22 protein-coding genes are annotated in these 19,955 nt (G+C 33.6%); 2 read left to right on the forward strand and 20 right to left on the reverse strand.

What is annotated here, in order from left to right; all coding sequences use genetic code 11:
• Positions 1 to 172 precede the first annotated feature (172 nt).
• The 13 genes from ACFOZZ_RS11525 to ACFOZZ_RS11585 all read right to left on the reverse strand — a co-directional run bounded on the left by ACFOZZ_RS11525 (position 173) and on the right by ACFOZZ_RS11585 (position 12,807).
• A complete protein-coding gene (locus tag ACFOZZ_RS11525; protein WP_055235033.1) occupies positions 173 to 418 on the reverse strand; it encodes a hypothetical protein in 246 nt (81 codons plus the stop codon).
• A gap of 674 nt (positions 419 to 1,092) precedes the next feature.
• The gene (locus ACFOZZ_RS11530; RefSeq protein WP_376815286.1) at positions 1,093 to 1,923 is read right to left on the reverse strand and encodes an ADP-ribosylglycohydrolase family protein; all 831 of its coding nucleotides are present in this window, start codon (positions 1,921 to 1,923) and stop codon (positions 1,093 to 1,095) included.
• Between the two features lie 387 nt (positions 1,924 to 2,310).
• A complete protein-coding gene (locus tag ACFOZZ_RS11535; RefSeq protein WP_376815287.1) occupies positions 2,311 to 3,294 on the reverse strand; it encodes an RNA-guided endonuclease InsQ/TnpB family protein in 984 nt (327 codons plus the stop codon).
• 534 nt (positions 3,295 to 3,828) lie between these two features.
• Positions 3,829 to 4,326, reverse strand: coding sequence for a flavodoxin family protein BilS (bilS, locus tag ACFOZZ_RS11540; RefSeq protein ID WP_278780220.1), 498 nt, complete (start codon positions 4,324 to 4,326; stop codon positions 3,829 to 3,831).
• Positions 4,327 to 4,440: 114 nt separating this feature from the next.
• The gene (locus tag ACFOZZ_RS11545; RefSeq protein ID WP_376815288.1) at positions 4,441 to 5,055 is read right to left on the reverse strand and encodes a hypothetical protein; all 615 of its coding nucleotides are present in this window, start codon (positions 5,053 to 5,055) and stop codon (positions 4,441 to 4,443) included.
• A gap of 5 nt (positions 5,056 to 5,060) precedes the next feature.
• Positions 5,061 to 5,492, reverse strand: coding sequence for a MarR family winged helix-turn-helix transcriptional regulator (locus ACFOZZ_RS11550; RefSeq protein ID WP_279068647.1), 432 nt, complete (start codon positions 5,490 to 5,492; stop codon positions 5,061 to 5,063).
• Positions 5,493 to 5,857: 365 nt separating this feature from the next.
• Entirely contained in the window at positions 5,858 to 6,025 is a 168-nt protein-coding gene (locus tag ACFOZZ_RS11555) for a DUF6219 family protein (protein ID WP_187114819.1), read from the reverse strand.
• A 64-nt stretch (positions 6,026 to 6,089) separates the two neighbouring features.
• Positions 6,090 to 7,073, reverse strand: a complete 984-nt coding sequence (locus ACFOZZ_RS11560) for a galactose ABC transporter substrate-binding protein (protein ID WP_279068648.1) — start codon at positions 7,071 to 7,073, stop codon at positions 6,090 to 6,092.
• A 9-nt stretch (positions 7,074 to 7,082) separates the two neighbouring features.
• Positions 7,083 to 7,718, reverse strand: a complete 636-nt coding sequence (locus tag ACFOZZ_RS11565) for a hypothetical protein (protein WP_147556399.1) — start codon at positions 7,716 to 7,718, stop codon at positions 7,083 to 7,085.
• A complete protein-coding gene (locus tag ACFOZZ_RS11570; RefSeq protein WP_376815289.1) occupies positions 7,705 to 9,423 on the reverse strand; it encodes a sensor histidine kinase in 1,719 nt (572 codons plus the stop codon). Before ACFOZZ_RS11570 ends, ACFOZZ_RS11565 begins: the two co-directional genes overlap by 14 nt.
• Positions 9,413 to 11,002 (reverse strand): response regulator, encoded by a 1,590-nt coding sequence (locus ACFOZZ_RS11575; RefSeq protein WP_278780210.1) that lies wholly within the window; start codon positions 11,000 to 11,002, stop codon positions 9,413 to 9,415. The genes ACFOZZ_RS11570 and ACFOZZ_RS11575 overlap by 11 nt, the downstream gene beginning before the upstream one ends.
• Positions 11,003 to 11,102: 100 nt before the next feature.
• On the reverse strand, positions 11,103 to 12,473 hold the full coding sequence (melB, locus tag ACFOZZ_RS11580; RefSeq protein WP_376815290.1) for a melibiose:sodium transporter MelB: 1,371 nt from the start codon (positions 12,471 to 12,473) through the stop codon (positions 11,103 to 11,105).
• Between the two features lie 205 nt (positions 12,474 to 12,678).
• The gene (locus ACFOZZ_RS11585) at positions 12,679 to 12,807 is read right to left on the reverse strand and encodes a hypothetical protein (RefSeq protein ID WP_278780206.1); all 129 of its coding nucleotides are present in this window, start codon (positions 12,805 to 12,807) and stop codon (positions 12,679 to 12,681) included.
• A 389-nt stretch (positions 12,808 to 13,196) separates the two neighbouring features.
• Between ACFOZZ_RS11585 and ACFOZZ_RS11590 the strand changes: the two genes are divergently transcribed.
• Both ACFOZZ_RS11590 and ACFOZZ_RS11595 read left to right on the forward strand, forming a co-directional pair.
• Positions 13,197 to 13,346, forward strand: coding sequence for a hypothetical protein (locus ACFOZZ_RS11590; RefSeq protein ID WP_376815291.1), 150 nt, complete (start codon positions 13,197 to 13,199; stop codon positions 13,344 to 13,346).
• A gap of 65 nt (positions 13,347 to 13,411) precedes the next feature.
• On the forward strand, positions 13,412 to 13,621 hold the full coding sequence (locus ACFOZZ_RS11595; RefSeq protein ID WP_376815297.1) for a hypothetical protein: 210 nt from the start codon (positions 13,412 to 13,414) through the stop codon (positions 13,619 to 13,621).
• A 114-nt stretch (positions 13,622 to 13,735) separates the two neighbouring features.
• Here ACFOZZ_RS11595 and ACFOZZ_RS11600 read toward each other — a convergent pair whose 3' ends face one another.
• The 7 genes from ACFOZZ_RS11600 to gatC form a co-directional block, all read right to left on the reverse strand.
• Positions 13,736 to 14,314 (reverse strand): RQC-minor-1 family DNA-binding protein, encoded by a 579-nt coding sequence (locus tag ACFOZZ_RS11600; protein ID WP_278780202.1) that lies wholly within the window; start codon positions 14,312 to 14,314, stop codon positions 13,736 to 13,738.
• Between the two features lie 125 nt (positions 14,315 to 14,439).
• Positions 14,440 to 14,679 (reverse strand): hypothetical protein, encoded by a 240-nt coding sequence (locus tag ACFOZZ_RS11605; RefSeq protein ID WP_279079829.1) that lies wholly within the window; start codon positions 14,677 to 14,679, stop codon positions 14,440 to 14,442.
• A gap of 1 nt (position 14,680) precedes the next feature.
• The gene (gene rlmD / locus ACFOZZ_RS11610) at positions 14,681 to 16,027 is read right to left on the reverse strand and encodes a 23S rRNA (uracil(1939)-C(5))-methyltransferase RlmD (RefSeq protein WP_320803374.1); all 1,347 of its coding nucleotides are present in this window, start codon (positions 16,025 to 16,027) and stop codon (positions 14,681 to 14,683) included.
• Positions 16,028 to 16,074: 47 nt separating this feature from the next.
• Positions 16,075 to 16,731 carry a hypothetical protein gene (locus ACFOZZ_RS11615; RefSeq protein WP_147556397.1) on the reverse strand — a complete coding sequence of 219 codons (657 nt, stop codon included), beginning with the start codon at positions 16,729 to 16,731 and terminating at the stop codon, positions 16,075 to 16,077.
• Positions 16,732 to 16,785: 54 nt separating this feature from the next.
• Entirely contained in the window at positions 16,786 to 18,219 is a 1,434-nt protein-coding gene (gatB, locus tag ACFOZZ_RS11620) for an Asp-tRNA(Asn)/Glu-tRNA(Gln) amidotransferase subunit GatB (RefSeq protein ID WP_279147610.1), read from the reverse strand.
• Between the two features lie 2 nt (positions 18,220 to 18,221).
• The gene (gene gatA / locus ACFOZZ_RS11625; RefSeq protein ID WP_055233817.1) at positions 18,222 to 19,664 is read right to left on the reverse strand and encodes an Asp-tRNA(Asn)/Glu-tRNA(Gln) amidotransferase subunit GatA; all 1,443 of its coding nucleotides are present in this window, start codon (positions 19,662 to 19,664) and stop codon (positions 18,222 to 18,224) included.
• A complete protein-coding gene (gatC, locus tag ACFOZZ_RS11630) occupies positions 19,664 to 19,954 on the reverse strand; it encodes an Asp-tRNA(Asn)/Glu-tRNA(Gln) amidotransferase subunit GatC (protein WP_006506605.1) in 291 nt (96 codons plus the stop codon). The genes gatA and gatC overlap by 1 nt, the downstream gene beginning before the upstream one ends.
• Position 19,955 lies beyond the last annotated feature (1 nt).

Genomic DNA, 19,955 nt, shown 5'->3' on the forward strand with positions numbered 1-19,955 from the left:
ATGCCTCCTTTTTTGTCCTTATTTCCTCCTTTAATATACATTCTCTTCTCACTTTCATCATACCTATAATAAGCATAAATCTCAATAAATACAGATAAAATAAACTGTTTCTAGGTCACTATAATTATCTTCATTTTAACATTATAACTTATAAAAAGAGTACCGAAGTACTCTATTTACGATCCAGTATTGATTTGATTCCCATAAATAATGAAAATACAAATATAGCGATATATAGTCCAAAATATGGCATACGTACACCATGTTCTAAATAATCAGATAAAGCAATAAGTGCCCAGATGACACCCATCATAAGATATTGCGCGGCAATATAGCGATAGTCATCTTTATGTTTATTACGTTGTCTCATCACTAGCGCGAAGCCAATAACAGCCGCAAACATTAAATATGTTAACATGTTATATTTTCCTCCTTAATTAAAAGAATAGCACAAATAAGAGTGCTATTCTAGGCTGACTACTCCCACGGGCAAGCCCGTGGGGTTCTTACTATCAAGTTTAGCTTGTAATCGTACATCATTTTCAGACTTTGGAATACAAGTATAAATCTATTTAAGTAAGAACTTTTATTACCAAGTGGTCCAACGACCACATTAGCGGTAAATTTCTATCTTGCGATACGGAAGTGTAATCAATCTCCCTGTTGCTTATTTTATGCTATTTTGATTCCACTATTCAATACTTTGATTCTATTAATTTTAATTCTTTTAATTAAAGCTTCTTCTTTGCTGTAACACTCTTCAAATTCTGAAATACATCTGTCTCTACCTATATTCTTAGTCCTCTAATCATAGCAGTACAACAGAAATGATGAATACCACTCTTGTTGTACTAGAGTTCCATCGGCTAAATGATACATCCTGTCAGATAATTTCTTCTTTATGTAATCATCTGCTGTATGGTCATATTATGATGCTCTATAATCATCAGGCACTTCTATATATGTACCTTTAATTTTTCTTCTACAGCAGCTTAAAACCCAGAAGGGCATCTATTCTTTATAGACTTGCCAAAACGTTTATTCTTATTGAACTTACCCTTATGCTTAACTCAAGTAAAAATTATGTGGCTTTCATCCCATAGGCAAGCCTATGGGTTTTTCGCCACTAATTATAACAGGCGGATATGCTTCTTCAAATTGTTTCAAACAAAGTGTCAATGTGTCATCTAAATAGCTTAAAGCCTGATTTCTGATATTTACAGGAATACCATAATACGCTTCCGCAATACTACCGCATATAGCCCCTATTGTGTCACTATCTCCGCCAATAGAAATCGCATTTCTAATTGCATCCTCATAGTCCATTGATTCAAAGAAAGCCTCTAATGCATGAGGAACTGTTCGTTGACATATTTCATTAAACTCATAAGTATCTCTTATTTCATCAAGAGTAAAATCTATCTTATAGAAATTCTGATTAATATAGTCTTTAATTTCTTCTTTTGTTGAACCTGTCTTAGCTAAATATATGGCGGCAGCTGTTGCCTGTGCTCCTTTGATACCTTCAGGATGATTATGGCTGATAGCAGTCACTCTTTTTGAGAGTGCTAACGCTTCTTCCAAAGAAGAAGCCACAGTACCTGCCGCACTTACTCTCATCGAGGCACCATTACCATAACTATTATAAGGCTTTGGATCATCTCCAAAGATCCAAAAATAGAAGTTAACTCCATAACCACAATAAGGATATTGTCTACCTAGTGACTGCATGCAATCTATTGTATTCTTTTCTAGATTTTCATAGTCAGGTTGACTTTTAAGTAATCCTGCTCCTATTGCAAGACTCATAATACTATCATCCGTAGGCATACATTCCTTTGTAAATAGTTCAAAGTCTTTCCCTTTATAATTTTCCCATTCAAATCTAGAACCAACAATATCTCCAATAATTGCACCTAACATCCAATCATCTCCTTTTTAACATACCATAAGCAAGAATTTTCCCCACCTTTAGGGTGTTGGTTGAAGCAGGAAGCCTAGACTTCTAAGCAAAGCGAAAGTCAGGATAGTTCTTATTTAGGTTATTTTTCTAAGAGTAATTTCTGTAATACGTTTGTGAACTACCTCGACTTAATACTCCGTATTTGAAGTCAAGGCTTCTAGGATGCTTACGCATCCGTTTAAGAAGATTGATATTTAAGTCTCCACCTATTGCTAGGCAATCCTTATTCTTATTGCGTGTCCACTTCGCCTCTACTGTATAGGATGTTTACATCCACAACTCTACTTTTACGCATGATATTTAATGCACCATTTACATCTGCATTCAGAACTTGTCCACTCGCTGTTCTATACTGTTCTCTTTCCGCTGAAATAGTATTCTTCAGTATCATCACTCTTATAGACTGGTATAACATCCTTATCCCAGAAGCTGGCCTTAGATGTATAGGATTCCTCCTGCATTACAAGTGTGATGCCATTCAGCTCACAGAGATATGCAAGCTTGTCTCTCAGCAATCCAAATGGAATATTGACGAAAGTCTGATTGTTTCTCTTGCCAATGTTAGAATCCTTCTGAAATGTTTCATTATAGCCCACAACAAGAGTTCCGACATCATGATCGATACAGTAATCAATCACCCCGCGTGCTAATGCCTTCTGTCTGTTGGTCGGCTTCCTGCCATAGTTCTGTTTATCTTTGATGGACTGTGATCTTGCATTTTCCTTATTGAACCACTGGTTGATAGACTTCAGTCTTCTTCCATCAATGATGAATGTTTCACCTTTACTTGACAGGCCAGTGACAAGATTATTGATATCAAGGTCTAATGCCAGTGCATTTGTTGTATTGAGATTCCTTTGAATGCATTCAGCTTCATAGGTATACTGAATTTCAAAGAACCTGGCATCTGCCTTTGGTATGATACGTATTTCCTTCACTTTCTTATCAAGCAGTATAGGCGGGATAGTAATCTCAACAGCCTTATGTGTCTTTCTGAAGCTGTTTGAATATGGAAGTATGAGCTTATTCGCTTTAAGTCTTACAAATCCAATGACAAGTGTAGTATATCCATCACTAGGAAGATAGTGTGGAAGTCTGCAGTCCCTAAGTGCATGCTTTCCCTGCTTTGCCTTTTTAAGAAGACCAAAGAATGATTTGAATGAACCATCTACAACCTTGAGTATCTGCTGTGCCATATTGGAATTAAGCGTTCTATAGTTATCAGACAACTTCAGAAGTGCATAGTTCAACTCAAACTTGAGATACTTACCTTGGCGCAAAGTAATGCTGTCTGATGTTGTAGATTGCCTGATTAGTGAGATTCTTTGCAATATGACATAATTCCTTGATGGAACGATAGTCTTCCTTGGACAGATGCTTTACCTGCTGCTTGACTGTAAGATATATAATCTCCTTTCTGTAGATTCAGGAAAAGAAGTTTCCTATATGTATTATACTATTTCTTACTCCAAATTTCTCTATCAGATGCATTAACGGCATTCATCCCCCACCTATATTCTATATTGAGGTGGGGGTTTTCTGCCTGTTTTTTAGATAAAAATATAGAGCAAACGCCTATAATATATCATAAGAAAATCTGATTACAAAGGCATAGCCTGACTCGCATAAATAAATACGCCAATTACTCCTAATAAGAATCCTATCACTGCAGCCATCATCAATACTTTCATACTTATTTGTTTATGGACAAATTTGCAGATTAAAAATGTAATTAGAAATGCAAAAAAAGCACATAGTAACGCTATACCAAGTAGCGTCCATAACTAGTTTAGTTCATGAATATTCATAATATATTCCTTCCGTAATATTAAAACATAAGAGATTCATCCCCTTATGCTTCACTATTATCCTAAAATTTTCTTTTTTAAGTTATTTAAATCATTTTTATCAGGATGCGTTAAAGCTTGATCAAAGTTTTCAATGAGCATATCAATATTAGGCATATGATCAGGCTGTGCTTTCATCAAAACATATCGATCACGTACAGATTGTGGCATCTTACCTTGACACATATACTCACCTACAACAATATTACTTCCATCAATGCTTGTTTTCACATTATTTAAAATTCTCTGGAAATACTCTTCACTTACTCCAAATCCTGCTGTACCAAATAAGAAAATCTTCTTATTCTTTAAGGTTTCTAATAATTTAAGAGTTGCTGCATCCGCATTACCTTTATCTGTCCAGAAACCAATATAAAGCATATCTGAATCTACTTCTTTACATGGTCCAAAATAATCACAGTCTTCTTCAGGTAACGTGTCATGAATAGCCTCAGCAAGCATCTTCGTATTACCTGTTGGAGAACTATATAGTATTGAATATCTTTCTTGTTCCATCATTTCTACCTCACTTAATGATTTATTACACTACCATTATAACATTATTCTATCTAAATAATAGTTGTAATCCCATTACAATCACCCACATATAAGCACATGTTTTAGGAATCATCAATAAACCAACTTTAGGTTTTTTCTTAATAATAATGTAACTGGTAAATAACAGCCAAATGAGATGATGATAGCCGCAACCATTCTTGTCATATGAAGATTACCTATATTACCACTCATTGCATAAAGAATAATAATGCCAATTCCAGTCACTGCAAATACGGCATTTCTGATCATAGATAGTTTTAAGTTACCTTCATCACCGCACCAGTCATTTTGTGGTAAGAAACATACAACAATTCTAACAATAGCTGAAACATAGATCATTGCTTCTACAATAAATGACGCCTTAAGTGTAGGGAATGTCAATTTCCAGATATATAATAAAATAATATAAAAAACAGTCATAGTAATAGAAGATACCTGTAAACCAATACCAGGCTGTCTCTTAATCTTTTCGTTGCTTCCTTTGAATGCTCTTTTAATTCTAGGAACTAAGTGGAAGGCATCGCCACCGCAAAAAGTAAGAGTTAAAATACCATATAAGGTAAATAGCATATTACCATTGGCTTTTGCTAGAAAGATAAAGCCAGCAACTAAATCAAATAATAAATAGCAAGTATCAAAAATAGCTTCCATGATATCTGGCATTTTAGGTACATATTTTTCTTTCATATTGATCATCCTTTCTTTTGAATGCATTCTTCTGCATTTCTACAAATTTTCTCAAATACTTTTTTACATACTTTTATCTCATCTTGTGTGAGACCCTGAAGCATATCATGCGCAAATTGATTTTGAACATTGAGCCCTTCTTTCACGATTTCATTGGCTGAATCCTCCAAGAAAAGTTCTACACGCTTCTTATTATTTTCATTTATCTTTTTAGTAATATATCCTCTGTCTTCTAATACCTTTAAGGCAGTTGAGACATGGGATTTAGTCGACTTTCTTATTCTGACAATATCTGCAGCAATATTGTATTCAGGATTATGATACAAAAACATCAATATGTCATATTCCATCTTTTTAAGATTGTATTTATCACAGGTAGATGCGGTTAACATCTCATAATAAAGAGTAATTGTCTTATGTTGATCCCAGAAATACATATTAAGCCTCCTTATATCGTTCTATTTAGAACTTTCAATTGTTCTATATAGAACATTATCCCAATAAGCATTAATGTCAATAAAAACGATCAATGATTTTTTTATAAATACCTGAAATTGGATTCTTACAAGTATCAATGTATATATAGTTTCCACATTGTACACTAGACCATATATAGTTATGATCACGATTGCTCTCTTCAATTATTACCTCAAAAAGAAGAATACCCTCGATTCTTCTCGCACCTCTATCTAAAATGAGATACTCAAAGAACTACGGTTAATGCATGCTTAAAAACTTATTACCTATTTCCATACTATTTGTAACATATAAAAAGCCAGCAACCATTATGTTGCTGACTAAACTAGTTCTTTCTTGAAATCATCTTATGACCTGAATAGACTGACATAATCATACAAATGAGTGCAATCAAACCTAATCCTGTATGAATCATCTTGTTCATATGTCCTGTTAAGAAAGTACAAATCATGGTGATCAGTGCACCAATAGACCAATATTTATGTGCTTTCATGTAATTCTCCTTAGTTAGTTTATGCTAATCATACTAACATAAATGAATTATATAAGCAAATGACTTATTCTCTTGTGACTGCATAAGGTGTACTATACCAGACTTTCTTATATTTTTTAGTATTTCCATTTAGTACAGATTCCATACATTTAACTATTCTTAATACTTGGTTATCCATATTGTTATCTACACTACCATATATTTCACCAGACATAATTTTCTCATTCATTTCCTGGCTGTTGTTGATACCTAAAATAATAGGTAGAGCTAGATTCTTTTCTTTGTAATAATCATAAACTCCTAATGCCATATCATCATTATTACATATAACAGCTTCAGTACTAGAAATCGCATTGTTATCTAATTGAGAAAACTTCTTATAAGCAAGTTGTCTGTTCCATGAAGCAGATAAAGTACCTAGTGTATTTAAAGGGAGGTCTTTACTGTTTTCTAAGAACCCTTTTGTTCTACGAATGGCATCATAGTGATCTTCTTCGCCTTCTATAAGAACATAATCTATTTTTCCATTCTTATTTTTATCTACTCTATTTCTTTGTTCATTCCAGATTTTACGAAGCATCTCTCCCTGTATTTGCCCATCCTGAGAGGCATCTGTTCCCACATACCAGACATTATCTGTAATCTTTAAATCCTTTTCAGCAATATCTCGATTAAATAATATAACAGGGATGTCTAATTTCTTTGCATTATTCAAGACACTTGCTGCAGAAGAAGGATCAACAAGATTAATAAGCATCATATCATAGTTCTGAGTATACATATACTGAAGCTGTTTATTTTGACGTCTTGAATTTCCTTTCGCATCACATATCTCATAAGAGATTTTCTTTTTCATATGCGCTTCATCAATTCTATTTTCTAGTGCTGTAATTAGGCTATTCATAAATGTATCGTCAAGATCGTAAACCGCAATACCCACATGAATATATTGATCATCTTTAGAACGTGAGCCTCCTAATACTGTTAGTGTTAAACATAAAATCAGCACCATAAACAATATCCATTTATATTTTCTCATCTTTTTCATAGTAACCTTCTAATATGTAAATAGTGAGGCTTTACTGCCTTTTTCCACTACTTTCTGATCAACTTTTTCTGGTTTTAAAGAAATAGTTGATAACCTTTTTTTTCCTTCACAATGACTAATCAGTTCTATACTCTTATAACCTAGTTTATAAGTATCCTCAATATAAATAGCATCTCTTTTTCCTATAGATATCTCTTTTAGAAGAGTAAAATCCACAGGTAATCTCATTGTTTCATGAGAAGTATGACTAAAAGAAGCAGTGTAGGTGAAGGAATCCTGCATTGTATCTGTAAGAGCTAATACATTCCCATATTCATACTGTGTTTTCCTCATGTACTTTTCTGGATATACAAGTAATAAGCCCATGGCCTGATTTTTATATTCCTGTGTAATAAGATTATCGAGTTCATTTTGGGATAAATCATCCTTATACCAGACATCAAGCTTCACTTGATGATCATATGCACAATCCTGTATTCCTTCCTGTACTTCTTGAATAAGCGATTGTGAATGCTTAGGATAAATAATCGCAATTCTTTTATTTTTCTGTACATAATCCCTATCTCTTACATATAAAGTAGAAACAAATGCCATACTCAGTAATATCACAATGAGGATTATGTGTTTTCTTTTATTCTGTTTCATCTGCTTCCTCCATTTTAGGGATAGTAATAGTAGCAGTTGTTCCTTCGTCTAATTCACTTGTAATAGTAACACCATACTGTTTACCATAAATAAGCTGAATTCTTTCATGAACGTTTCGCACACCTATACCTGATCCACGTTTACTAGAAACAACCTGATGATGCATAATATACTCAAGTTTATCTTCTGTCATACCAAGACCATTATCTGCCACATCAATCTTGATAGTATCCTCTTCCTCATAAACACTGATAATAATCTCCCCATCCTCATACATACCTTCCATTCCATGATAAATCGCATTCTCTAATAAGGGCTGAATAGAAAGCTTAGGAATGAGATATTTCATTAGTTTAGGATCTGCTTCTACCTTAAAGTCAAATTTATCTTTAAAACGAATATTCTGAATCTTTAAATAACTTGTTGCGTGTTCAAGTTCTTTACCTAAGGGTATCATATCCTTTCCTTGACTTAAGGAGATACGGAAGAACTTAGCAAGAGATGAAACCATTTCACCTGCTCCTTCATATTCTTCACTTCTAATCATCCATATTATAGAATCAAGCGTGTTATATAAGAAATGAGGGTTGATCTGTGATTGAAGTAGTTTCTTCTCCATTTTCTGTTTTTCACGTTCATTTTGACGGATTTCTTCCATCTGCTTCTGTAATTTATCTGCCATAATATTAAAATTGGCACTTAAACTCTTTAATTCTCCAATTCCTTCTTCTTTTGCACGAGAATTATAGTTACCTTTACCAAAATCTTCCATTGTAGCAAGTAATTGATAAACAGGGTCGGTAAAGTTTCTAAACACCTGAAAATCAAGTAATATCAAAATAGCTCCTACTAAAAGTAGAATAAACCAAACAATATAATGAAAACGACGGTTTTCTACTAATAGATTTGACATGGAATTCACTACCACAATATTCCATCCCGTATAGCCAATCTGTTTTCTTTCTACAAGCCAGTCTCCATTATGAATACTACGGTTGTTCTTGAATGCAGTAGATACTGTTTTTTCTTTATATAAACGAGAGGCGATACGTTTTTCAAAAGGATGATATAAAAAATCATTAGATTCATCCAGTAAATAACAATAAGCTGACTTCTGGTTCTGATAACGATCTAGAATACCTTCTATAGGCTCTGTATAATACTGCATCAATAAAATACCTGATCTTATATTGCCAGCATTAATATATTCTACATAACGGCTAATATCCATGACATAACCTGATAGATTGGATTTCACCAAGTGTCGATGACCATATTGAATGGTTTCAGTATTCTTTTTTGCATTTTTAAACCAGGATTGTTGAATATCAAAAACACCGGACGATTCTCCAAAACTCCAGACCCTATTCCCATTCATATCATAAAGAGATATACTATAAATCCTATTTGATTCATTGGAGATTTTCTGAGTCATAACTGTTTTAAACTGAACATTTTCACAATCATATTTCTTAATGTTCTGATAATAAACATCATTCACAAGACTATTGATTTCACTTACTTCATTTTCTAGACTTTGTGCTAAGGAGATTGTCTGTCGATCCATCTTCTCGACTGCATCTTTTTTAAAATAAGAAGAGAATAGATAAGAAAATAACATCATACTGCTGATAATACAAGCAGCAATGGAAACAGACATAACAACAGGTAATATAACACGTACACTTAATTTCTTATTTTTCATTTTCTAGTTTCCTATATTTAGCGGGAGAGACACCGCAGTTTTTCTTAAATACATAGCTAAAATAATTAGGTTCTGGATATCCTACCATTTCACCAATCACCAGACTCTTATAATTTGTCTGAAGTAAAAGTTTTTTTGCTTCTCCCATACGTAATCTTGTCATAAAACTCATAAAAGTCCCACCTGTTTCCTGTTTAAATATCTTGGAGAAATGAGAGGTACTGACATGTAATGCCTCACAAACACTTTCTACACTTAAATCTGGATCAGAGAAGTTTTCCTGAACTATCTTCTTAGCATTATCTACAAGTATCACATTATTATCTATACGTTTTTTCTGTATAAGAAGGCGAATCAATTGACAATAATCAAGTAGCCAGTGATCTAATTCCTCTCCTGTAGTGAGTGCAAGAATAGTAACGGCCATCTTTTTTGATCCAGCAAATTCTCCACTAGAAGAAATATGATATTTCTTATATAATCTTGCGAAAGAAAATGATATCTCCATAATCACCATCTGATATTCATTAAGATTATAATGAGCTTTATGAAGTAAATTAATCAATTCTTCAACCTGTTTCTTAAGTTCTTCTTCTTTACAATAGGTAATTGTTTTTCCAATCTGTTCTACATAAGCATTCCAATCTGTTTCGACTTCTTCTTGAAGCATTAAGTCATTATAGTATGTATAGCTTTCATCAGGAAGTACCAGATTATATTCTAAAGCATCTTTAGCCTGTGTATAAAGTGAAGGTATATCTTCTCTTTTATTTCCCGTACCACTTATTCCGCATGAAATATGAACACCAAAAATACGTGTAATCATAATTGATGCTTCTTGCAAAGTACGTGTTATTTTTCCTATTTCATGCTTTTTATTCGCACTTAAGAGGAATATTTCTTTGTCCCCTATTCCAAACTCATATCCCTTAGAAATCTTATCCAATGCTTCTTTAAGTGTTTCTTTAATAGAAAGTTCACTAAAAACATCCTGATGATTTTCTTTTTGTATTTTAACTGCAACAATACAATATTCCTGTTCATCAAGTTCTAGTCCAAGATTCTTGATCTGCTGTGCACATTCTTCTTGATTCATCGTACCTAGAACCATCTGTGTAAAAAACTGCTGTCTTAAGAGTGGAAGGCTTTTATAATAAGCATTTTCTAAACGAGTCCAGTTGATTTTTTCATTATATTCGTCTTCTAAACTTTGGTGCATCTTTTCTAGGAGTTTTTTCATCTCATCATAGTCAATAGGTTTCATCAAATATTCTGATACACCGTAGCTGATAGCAAGTCTGGCATATTCAAAATCATCCCATCCAGAAAAAAGAATAACCTTAGTATTCATATAATTATCATGAATAGTCTTAGCAAGCTCTAATCCATCCATAAAGGGCATCTTAATATCACTAATAACAAGATCTGGATGTAAGTCATCCATCATTTCTAATACTTCTTTCCCATTTTGTGCTGTTCCTGCCACTATGAATCCTAGTTCCTCCCAATTAATTCCCTTCTGCATACCATAGAGGATATTCTGTTCATCATCAGCCAAAATAATACTAAACGTTCTCATAAGCCTGCTCCTTACTTTTTATTATCATAACACTTTTTATTATATACGCGAAATAAGAACAAGCCGATTTCAGTTTATAAAATCAGCCTGTTCTTTAGAATTAACTATTAATTTTATCTACAACTTTTTTCATGAATTCATCATCTAACTTATACTTCTTCTTAAATACGATATAAGCTAAGATAACACCAATAGTTGGTACAACACACATTAATACACGAATTGAGTTCTGTGTAGCAAGTGACTGCACTGCATTTGGAACATAACCAGTAAGTTCTAGTACGAAACCAATTGCGAGTGAAGTGAAGGCGGCTGTTAATTTAACGATTAATGTCTGTAATGAGAAGACAACACCCTCATTTCTGTCACCTAATACATATTCACCATAGTCTACAACATCAGCTAAGAATACAGTTGCACATCCAAGTTCTAGACCAGTACCAGTCTTGACAACAATACCCGCAATAGCAGTTAACAAGATATTTGTAGGACAAACAAAACCAACAACAAGTAATAAGATTAAACCAATTGGAGGTAATGCACATGCGAATAAGAATGCTTTCTTTCTTGATAATGCTTTAGTAACCTTAGGGAAGATAAGAAGACCAACAACTTCAGCAACTGAAGCACTGATCATAAAAGCTGATAACATACCAGCGTTATTACATACATAACTAAAATAATAAGTAGCAACACCCATGATTGCCTGAATAGCAACGTTATATAATAGAATTAATAATACTGCCCATCTTAACTGGTCATTTTTCTTAATAACTATGAAAATGTCTCTGAATTTCATCTTTTCCTTTTTTTCATCATTTGTCTGAACTTTAGGAAGGTTTAAGACACATACTGCCATAGTGAAAATGAATGTAGCTGCGATGATTAAAGCAAATCTATGATAACCAATATAATTTCCACCAAGACCCTTGATGATCTGAACACCAAAACCAGCAATAATTAATGACTGACCAATACTTGCAAAGATTCTTGGAAGTACTGATACTTTTTCACGTTCTTCTGGATCAGAAGTTAAGTTTGGAATAACTGACCAATAAGGAATATCCATGATTGTATAAGTCATGCCCCATAATACATAGATAACTGAAGCGAAGATACAAAGATTTACACCTGTAAGATGGAAATCTGTGAATACAATAACGAATACAAATGCGTTAATTAATGTTCCTGCTACTAACCAAGGAATGAATTTACCATAACGGCTTCTTGTATTATCCACAAGCATACCCATAAATAAATCATTGAAGGCATCCCAGATCTTCGCAACGAAGAACATTGTCCCGATGAATGCTGGTGCAACCTTAATGATATCTGTGAAATAGATCATTGAGAATGTGGCAATCATACCATAAATCAAGTCTTTACCTAATGCACCAAATGCGAATGAATATTTTACTCTACCAGGAATCTTCCCCTGATAAACGACACTACTTTTACTATTGTTTTCCATATTTTCTCCTTCTTTTTTTGCTTTGTGTGTACATCACTCTTACTGCTCCTAAATGATACCGCTTTTATTCATGAATGAACATCTGATATTCTATTCATAAAATATGAATTTCTATTTTATTACCTATTTTTAATAATAGTTTTCCTTAGTTAAAAAAGCGACATGAATGATTTCATGTCGCTTTAGGGGGGAATTAAGGTATTATTTACTTTTCAAAACCAACTGATAATATATCTAGATTTCCTTCTTTTACTATTAGTTTAAGTTGAGTATATTGATAAGATGCATCAATGGATATGTCTTTCTTATCCCATGCATCATTACTAAATGTCATATCACCAACCAAATGATTATCAAAATATACTTGTAGAGTACCAGTACCTCTTGCAGTGATATTTAATCTAGTATCCTTCTCTATAGAAAAATACTTATAAACTACTTCTGCTTATTTAGCTGCATTCTTAATAAAGACGTCATCTCCTGAATGAGTAATATATGGGATATACTCCGTAAGTTTTTATTACGGTATTGACTTTTCATTTAAATTTAAATTTCATTATAGTCATAATTATATTATTTACAATGGTCAAAACAAATGATATGTACAAGTTCTCAACACATTAAAAATAACTGTTGAGAGCTTGAAATGTTTTTGTCAAGCCAGAAATGTTTTTTCCTAAAAACGCAAAAATCATTATATCATACTACAAGGAGTTTCTTATCATGAAATATTCAACAAAATTAAGTGATGCTGTTCATGTGATGGTTCTGATTGCTATTAACCAGGAAAAATCTCTCTTTAGTGCCTCAATTGCAGAAAGCATCCATACAAATCCCGGCTTTGTACGCCAGCTTATGTTAACGTACTTATGACTAGTGTAGCTGGACATGCCCGTCCTTCTCTTTTTAAACCAACAGACCAATTCACATAGCTGGATATTTATAAAGCTGTTGAAGGAGAGAAACCACTGCTTCATTTAGATACTCATACCAACCCTGATTGTGGCACTGGCATTAATATTCAGTTATCTTTACAGCAATTCTATAATGAAGTCCAAAAAACTGCTGAAGAAAAAATGAATATGATTACTTTACAGGATATTATAAATACATATTATCAGCGAACATCCATGCATAATGATTTTTAAAATACTATATAACAGATAGAAATTGAGTTTCTTGATGCAGAGATACGGTTTAACAAAAAAGTGACAGTGCGATATACATTTTGCATTTCTTGCCTGACACTTTTTTCTTAACTCCTACACTTTATCTTTAATTGTCTTCTCTACTTCAATAATACGTCTACCAATTCTCTTTGTTTCTATTTTTTTATAAGCTTCTAAACAAGGAATAAATTCCTTATTCCCTTCTTCCTCAATAATATCAAGTATACGTAAAATAACCTTTCTATTTACTTTAATCAGTTTATGAATGACACGCGGATTATTTTCTTTTACATCCAAGCAGAACTGTTGATATAATTCCTGAGCAAATGTTTCTTTCTCTATTGCCCATCCTTCATCAGAAAATACTAATAAGGGAAGACGCCCTTCATATTTTATTCTAAGATAATCTTCATCAATCATCCAATCAATATAATGCATAATATCAGCTAATTTCATATCATGATAATATCCATAAGCAGGACACTCATCTAATTTCAGTTCTAATACCTTTTTGTCTTTAGAACCTTTTAATATCTTAGCAAGCATATTTCTTCCTGCTTTCATAATACATGTATCAGCAGCTCTTAAGATCATCTTGATATCTTCTGGAGGTAATTCCTTTACATTACCTGTATCAAGAATGACAGGTATTCTATTAACTCTTCTACTCATTGGTTATCTACTCGCTTTCATATAAAAATATTACCACCATCTCTTACACTATTCAAGTAAACCAATAAAGCTATAAAACGCCTATAAAATGAGATAACCCCCCTACATACATAGGAGGCTTCACTTTACTTTCTATTTATATAACAACCACAAGGCATATCTGCTGCTTCACCAATAGAAGGGTCTAATGCATAGACTTCTTCTAGAGATACAATCCTTGCATCATCCATAGAATGTTCTTTATCACATAAGAACTGCCACATACCATCTTCATCATGAGTTATATAAGCAATAGCTTCTTCTTTATTTAGTACATGCCTGCATACTATGCAGGCAGTATGTGGATCGTCATCAAATGGGAACATATTATTTACTCAACAATAAAATATTTTCGATATGGGGGGTATGCGGGAACATATCTACTGGCTGTACATCTATTGGCTTATATCCCTTTTCTACTAAATATGTTAAATCTCTTGCCTGAGTCGCTACATTGCATGAAATATAGACAATACGTTCAGGAGAAAGTGTAGTCAATCTTTCTAAGAATTCAGTAGAACATCCTTTTCTAGGTGGATCCACCATAACACAATCCACCTTTTCATGTCTTTCTACAAATTCAGTCATGAAATGACCTGCATCATCACATACAAATTCCGCATTTGTAATATGATTTCTTTCAGCATTCTCTTTTGCATCTACAATCGCCTGTGGAACGACTTCTACACCATAAACCTTCTTTACATGTCTAGCAAGGGTCAAAGAAATAGTACCTATACCACAATACGCATCAATAACGACATCCGTTGGTTTAAATTTTGCATATTCAATGGCTTTAGAATAAAGTACTTCTACCTGTCTTGGGTTAATCTGATAGAAAGACTTCATAGAAATCTTATAAGTATTACCTAGAAGTGTATCTTCAATATACCCTTCACCATATAATACTTTTTCTTCTTCACCTAATATGACATTATCATGACGTGGATTGATATTCTGAATAATTGTACGTATTTCTGGATATTCATTCGTTAAAATATCAATGATTTCATGAATATGTGGAATCTTCTTTTTATAAGAGATAAATACAACCATGGCTTCATTCTTATGATAGCTTGTCTTAGTTAAGACATGCTTTATATTACCTGATTTAGTAATTTTATCATAAGGCTGGATATGATACTCTTCAAAAAGTTCTTTAATACGTTTAATGACCTTATTAGAGAATTCATTCTGAATAAGACAGTAATCGTTATTAATGATATCGTTTGTACGTGCTTTATAAAATCCAGAGACAATATGACCATCCTGCTTACCAAAAGGAACCTGCACCTTATTACGATAATGATAAGGGTCCATATCCATCAAACAGTCATTTACTTCCAGATCCTGATGAGCAATCTTCAAGAATGTTTCTTTTACTCTATTTGTCTTAAAAGACTGCTGTTCATAATCTGACATATGCATCAAAGAACAGCCACCACACTGCTTAAAACACTCACATTTTGGTTCTATTCGTTCACTAGAAGGTGTCTTTAATTCCACTACTCTTCCTACACAATAGCTCTTAAGCACCTTGATAACTTCTATTTCAGCCACTTCATGAAGTAATAGATTCTTTACAAAAATAGTTATATTATCCTGCTTTACAACACCTAAACCATCATGTGTATAATCGATACATTCACCTATAAACTTATCTCTCTTATTCATATATATCCTCCTCGTCAAAAAAAAGCGATTAGAAATCGCTTTTCATTTTATTGCTCAGTTGCTTTCGCTTTATTTGTTGTTTCCTGATCCTTTACTGATGAAAGAGTAAATCCGATATCATCTTTACCAGCCTGCTTAGTACCATAGATTGGATAATCTGTATCATTACCACCAGTTAGATAAAGATTCACTTCATATTGCTTTACGCCATTATGCTTATTCAATAATTCTGAATAAGAAGATCCCTCATAAGCAGGTTGACCACCTTTTGAATCAAGGATTTTCACAACTTCTCTTGAAACTTCTTCTGCAGTCTTTGCGGATGTGCCATTATTAAAGACAATATCTACCTTGAACTGCTTACATGCTGTTTCAATATCAATAGATGCAATAGAACTGTATTTAGACTTCGCTTCATTCATGGTGTCATCTAAAACACTTTTTTGAACTGTTACAAGTCCTTCACAGCGGTCACCGTATACAGGTCCTTCATCCTTTAAAGCACTATATAAATAGATTCCGAATGCGAGTACAAGTACTGCAACGATTCCAAGCACAATATATTTAGTTTGAATTTTCTTTTTTGGTTCTTTAGAAGGTTCAATACCCATTTCTTTAGGAGTTGGCTTCTTTTCAGCTTTCTTCTTAGGTGTCTGGATAACTACTTCTTCTTCATCATCAAAATGAAATCTTTCTTTGGACACATTAATCACCTACTTTACCCTTCTATTTTACCAAAGAAATAAAGTAAAGTATAGTTATTTAATTCTTTCTTTAAGAAGTTCAACAAGTAACTTGTTAACCATACCAGGGTTAGCCTGACCTCTAGACTTCTTCATAACCTGTCCTACTAAGAATCCTACAGCACGGTCTTTACCATTTGCATAGTCTTCAATAGACTGTGGGTTCGCATCTAATACTTCATTAGCCATAGTTTTCAAAGCATTAGGGTCAGAAATCTGTTTCATACCCTTTTCTTCAATGATCTTTTCAGGATCTTTATTGTCTGTCATCATTGGTTCAAAAACTTTTTTAGCCTGTTTAGAAGAGATTGTACCATCTTCGATGAAATTGATTAGTTTAGCAAGGTATTCTGGATTTAATTCAATATCATCATAAGACTGGTTGTTCTTATTTAAGAAAGCCAATACATCACCTAATAACCAGTTAGATACATTCTTGTAATTCTTAGTATATTTAATAACTTCATTGAAGTAATCAGACATAGACTTAGTAGAAACAAGAATCTTAGCATCTACCTTAGGAATACCATATTCTTCTTCGTAATGCTTTTCTCTTTCTCCAGGCATCATAGGTAATTCATTCTTAATTCTTTCTACCCAAGCATGATCTAGTCTAATTGGTAAGATATTTGGTTCAGTATAGTACTTATAGTCTACTGCATCCCCTTTAGAACGCATGACTGTAGTGATTTTTTCTACTTCATCATATCTTCTTGTTTCCTGAAGGACTTCTCCTCCAGATTCAATAACTTCCTGCTGACGTCCCGCTTCATAATCGATTGCCTTCTGAACGTTGCTGATAGAGTTTAAGTTCTTGATTTCTGTACGTGTACCAAATGCTTCCTGACCAAATGGACGAATGGAAACATTGACGTCACAGCGCATAGAACCTTCTTCAAGCTTTGCATCAGATACTTCTGTATATAAGAATACCTGTCTTAATGCTTCAAGATAAGCACTTGCTTCTTTACCTGAACGGATACAAGGCTTAGTAACGATTTCGATAAGTGGAATACCTGCACGGTTGTAATCGATTAATGAGTAATCAGTTAAATGAAGCTGTTTTGCAGTATCTTCTTCCATATGTAATCTTTCGATATCAATACGCTTTTCTTCTCCATCTACTTCAATCATTAAATAACCATTACGTCCAATAGGTCTTTTATCCTGAGTGATCTGGAACCCTTTAGGAAGGTCAGAATAATAATAATTCTTACGGTCAAAACATAGTAATTCATCAATTTCCATATGTAATGCATGGCATACACGAATAGCGAATTCTACACCTCTTTTATTTAAGCATGGTAATGTTCCTGTCATCCCCATGTCTACTTCATTGATCATTGTATTTGGATCTTCACCAAATGTAACTGGCGAAGCAGAGAACATCTTTGAATTAGTCTTTAATTCGCAATGTACTTCTAGCCCGATGACTCTTTCGTAATCCATCTTTAGTCCTCCCTCTTATACTGGTTCTTGAATCCTAATGCTTCTTCTAATGCATAAGCAACATTCAAGACAGTCTGTTCTTCAAAAATACGTCCTGAGATATTAACAGCCACTGGCATATTATCTACAAATCCAGAAGGAATAGAGATAGATGGTGTACCTGCAAAGTTGGCAAGACATAACCAGTTTTCAAGAATAATATATTCATCGCTTAAGTAATCTTCAGCTGCTTCATCAATTAAAGGTGCAACACCTCCACCATTAGGTGCAATGATGATATCGTAGTTTTCATAGATCTTATTTAATTCATCTACAACAAGTCTTCTTACTCTCTGTGCTTTTCTGAACATCTTTTCCTGATTTTCAGTGGCAAGAGCTAAGTTACCTAGAATAAATCTTCTCTTAATATGATCACCAAAACCATCAGTACGAGAATTGATCATAACATCATCAGGAGTATCCCCCTGCTGTCTATCTCCATACTTGATTCCATCTAAGCATGAATGGTTACTTGTTGCTTCTGAGTTCGCAATAATTGTATATGTTGGGAGTAAAGTCTTCATAAGCTTCTTATCCATTTCAACATCTTCAACTGTTGCACCAAGAGACTTTAATGTTTCAACAACATTTTCAAAAGTCTTTTTTACTTCTTCATTTCTTACTTCATTAGATACAGTAGTTAAAACACCAATCTTTAAGTCAGAAATATCAGTTGTTAAGTTTTCTAAATAATGTGGTACTTCTCTATTTGATGAAGTCATATCACGGTTATCTCTACCTGCTAATGCTTCAGTCACAATAGCCATATCACGTACATTTCTAGTAAATGCACCTACATGGTCTAATGAAGATGCATAAGGAATAACACCATAACGAGAGATTCTGCCCCAAGTTGGCTTGAAACCAACAATACCACAGAATCCAGCTGGCTTTCTAATTGAGTCCCCTGTATCACTACCTAATGCGAATGGAATAAGACCACTTGCAACAAGTGCTGCAGATCCTCCTGATGAACCACCAGAAATACGTCTTGTATCCCAAGGGTTATGTACTGGACCAGTAAGTGCTGATTTATTTGTACCACCCATAGCAAGTTCATCCATAGAAGCCTTACCTACTAAACCTACACCATGCTGATTTAATAAATCAACAACATGTGCATTGTATACTGGTACATAATCAGCAAGCATCTTACTTGATGCAGTTGTCTTAATACCTTTAGTGTTATAGTTATCTTTTAATACATATGGAATATGTGATAAAAGATCATCAGTCATAGGTGCTTCAATTGCTTTGTATGCTTCTTCTTCAGTAATAGTTACAAAAGCATTGAGTCTTTCCTGTTGTTTCTTTGCTTCTTCAAATAATTCTTTATAATATTCTTTTACATCTAACTCTCCACTTTTGAAAAGTTCATGTAATTCTTCAATAGTATGTGTCACCATTATCCTACCACCTTTGGAACTCTGATCTGATTGCGCTGTACAGTCTTACAGTTCTTTAATGCATCTTCTGTACTAATTACATGATTAGGTTCGTCCTCTCTTAAGAATGTTGTTTCAACCACATAAGGGAATGCGAGGGGTTCTACACCTTCAGTATCAATTTCATCAAGTGCCTGTACATGGCTCATGAATACTTCATACTGTTCTCTTAATGCTGGCATTTCTTCGTCAGTGATGTTGAACATGGTTTTTCTTCCTAGTTTTTTCAACATTAAATCTGTATCGTCCATA

It is taken from the genome of Catenibacterium sp. GCM10023432 (genome assembly GCF_042651925.1).
GTDB lineage: Bacteria > Bacillota_I > Bacilli_A > Erysipelotrichales > Coprobacillaceae > Catenibacterium > Catenibacterium mitsuoka.

Coding starts and splice junctions, on each gene's coding strand:
- ACFOZZ_RS11525 (WP_055235033.1), bottom strand. CDS start 418: ATGTTAACATATTTAATGTTTGCGGCTGTTATTGGCTTCGCGCTAGTG.
- gatA (WP_055233817.1), bottom strand. CDS start 19,664: ATGGTGACACATACTATTGAAGAATTACATGAACTTTTCAAAAGTGGA.
- ACFOZZ_RS11565 (WP_147556399.1), bottom strand. CDS start 7,718: ATGAAACAGAATAAAAGAAAACACATAATCCTCATTGTGATATTACTG.
- bilS (WP_278780220.1), bottom strand. CDS start 4,326: ATGGAACAAGAAAGATATTCAATACTATATAGTTCTCCAACAGGTAAT.
- ACFOZZ_RS11600 (WP_278780202.1), bottom strand. CDS start 14,314: ATGAGTAGAAGAGTTAATAGAATACCTGTCATTCTTGATACAGGTAAT.
- gatC (WP_006506605.1), bottom strand. CDS start 19,954: ATGGACGATACAGATTTAATGTTGAAAAAACTAGGAAGAAAAACCATG.
- gatB (WP_279147610.1), bottom strand. CDS start 18,219: ATGGATTACGAAAGAGTCATCGGGCTAGAAGTACATTGCGAATTAAAG.
- ACFOZZ_RS11530 (WP_376815286.1), bottom strand. CDS start 1,923: ATGTTAGGTGCAATTATTGGAGATATTGTTGGTTCTAGATTTGAATGG.
- ACFOZZ_RS11560 (WP_279068648.1), bottom strand. CDS start 7,073: ATGAAAAAGATGAGAAAATATAAATGGATATTGTTTATGGTGCTGATT.
- ACFOZZ_RS11550 (WP_279068647.1), bottom strand. CDS start 5,492: ATGTATTTCTGGGATCAACATAAGACAATTACTCTTTATTATGAGATG.
- melB (WP_376815290.1), bottom strand. CDS start 12,473: ATGGAAAACAATAGTAAAAGTAGTGTCGTTTATCAGGGGAAGATTCCT.
- ACFOZZ_RS11545 (WP_376815288.1), bottom strand. CDS start 5,055: ATGAAAGAAAAATATGTACCTAAAATGCCAGATATCATGGAAGCTATT.
- ACFOZZ_RS11590 (WP_376815291.1), top strand. CDS start 13,197: ATGAAATATTCAACAAAATTAAGTGATGCTGTTCATGTGATGGTTCTG.
- ACFOZZ_RS11605 (WP_279079829.1), bottom strand. CDS start 14,679: ATGTTCCCATTTGATGACGATCCACATACTGCCTGCATAGTATGCAGG.
- ACFOZZ_RS11555 (WP_187114819.1), bottom strand. CDS start 6,025: ATGAAAGCACATAAATATTGGTCTATTGGTGCACTGATCACCATGATT.
- rlmD (WP_320803374.1), bottom strand. CDS start 16,027: ATGAATAAGAGAGATAAGTTTATAGGTGAATGTATCGATTATACACAT.
- ACFOZZ_RS11585 (WP_278780206.1), bottom strand. CDS start 12,807: ATGACATTTAGTAATGATGCATGGGATAAGAAAGACATATCCATTGAT.
- ACFOZZ_RS11570 (WP_376815289.1), bottom strand. CDS start 9,423: ATGAAAAATAAGAAATTAAGTGTACGTGTTATATTACCTGTTGTTATG.
- ACFOZZ_RS11575 (WP_278780210.1), bottom strand. CDS start 11,002: ATGAGAACGTTTAGTATTATTTTGGCTGATGATGAACAGAATATCCTC.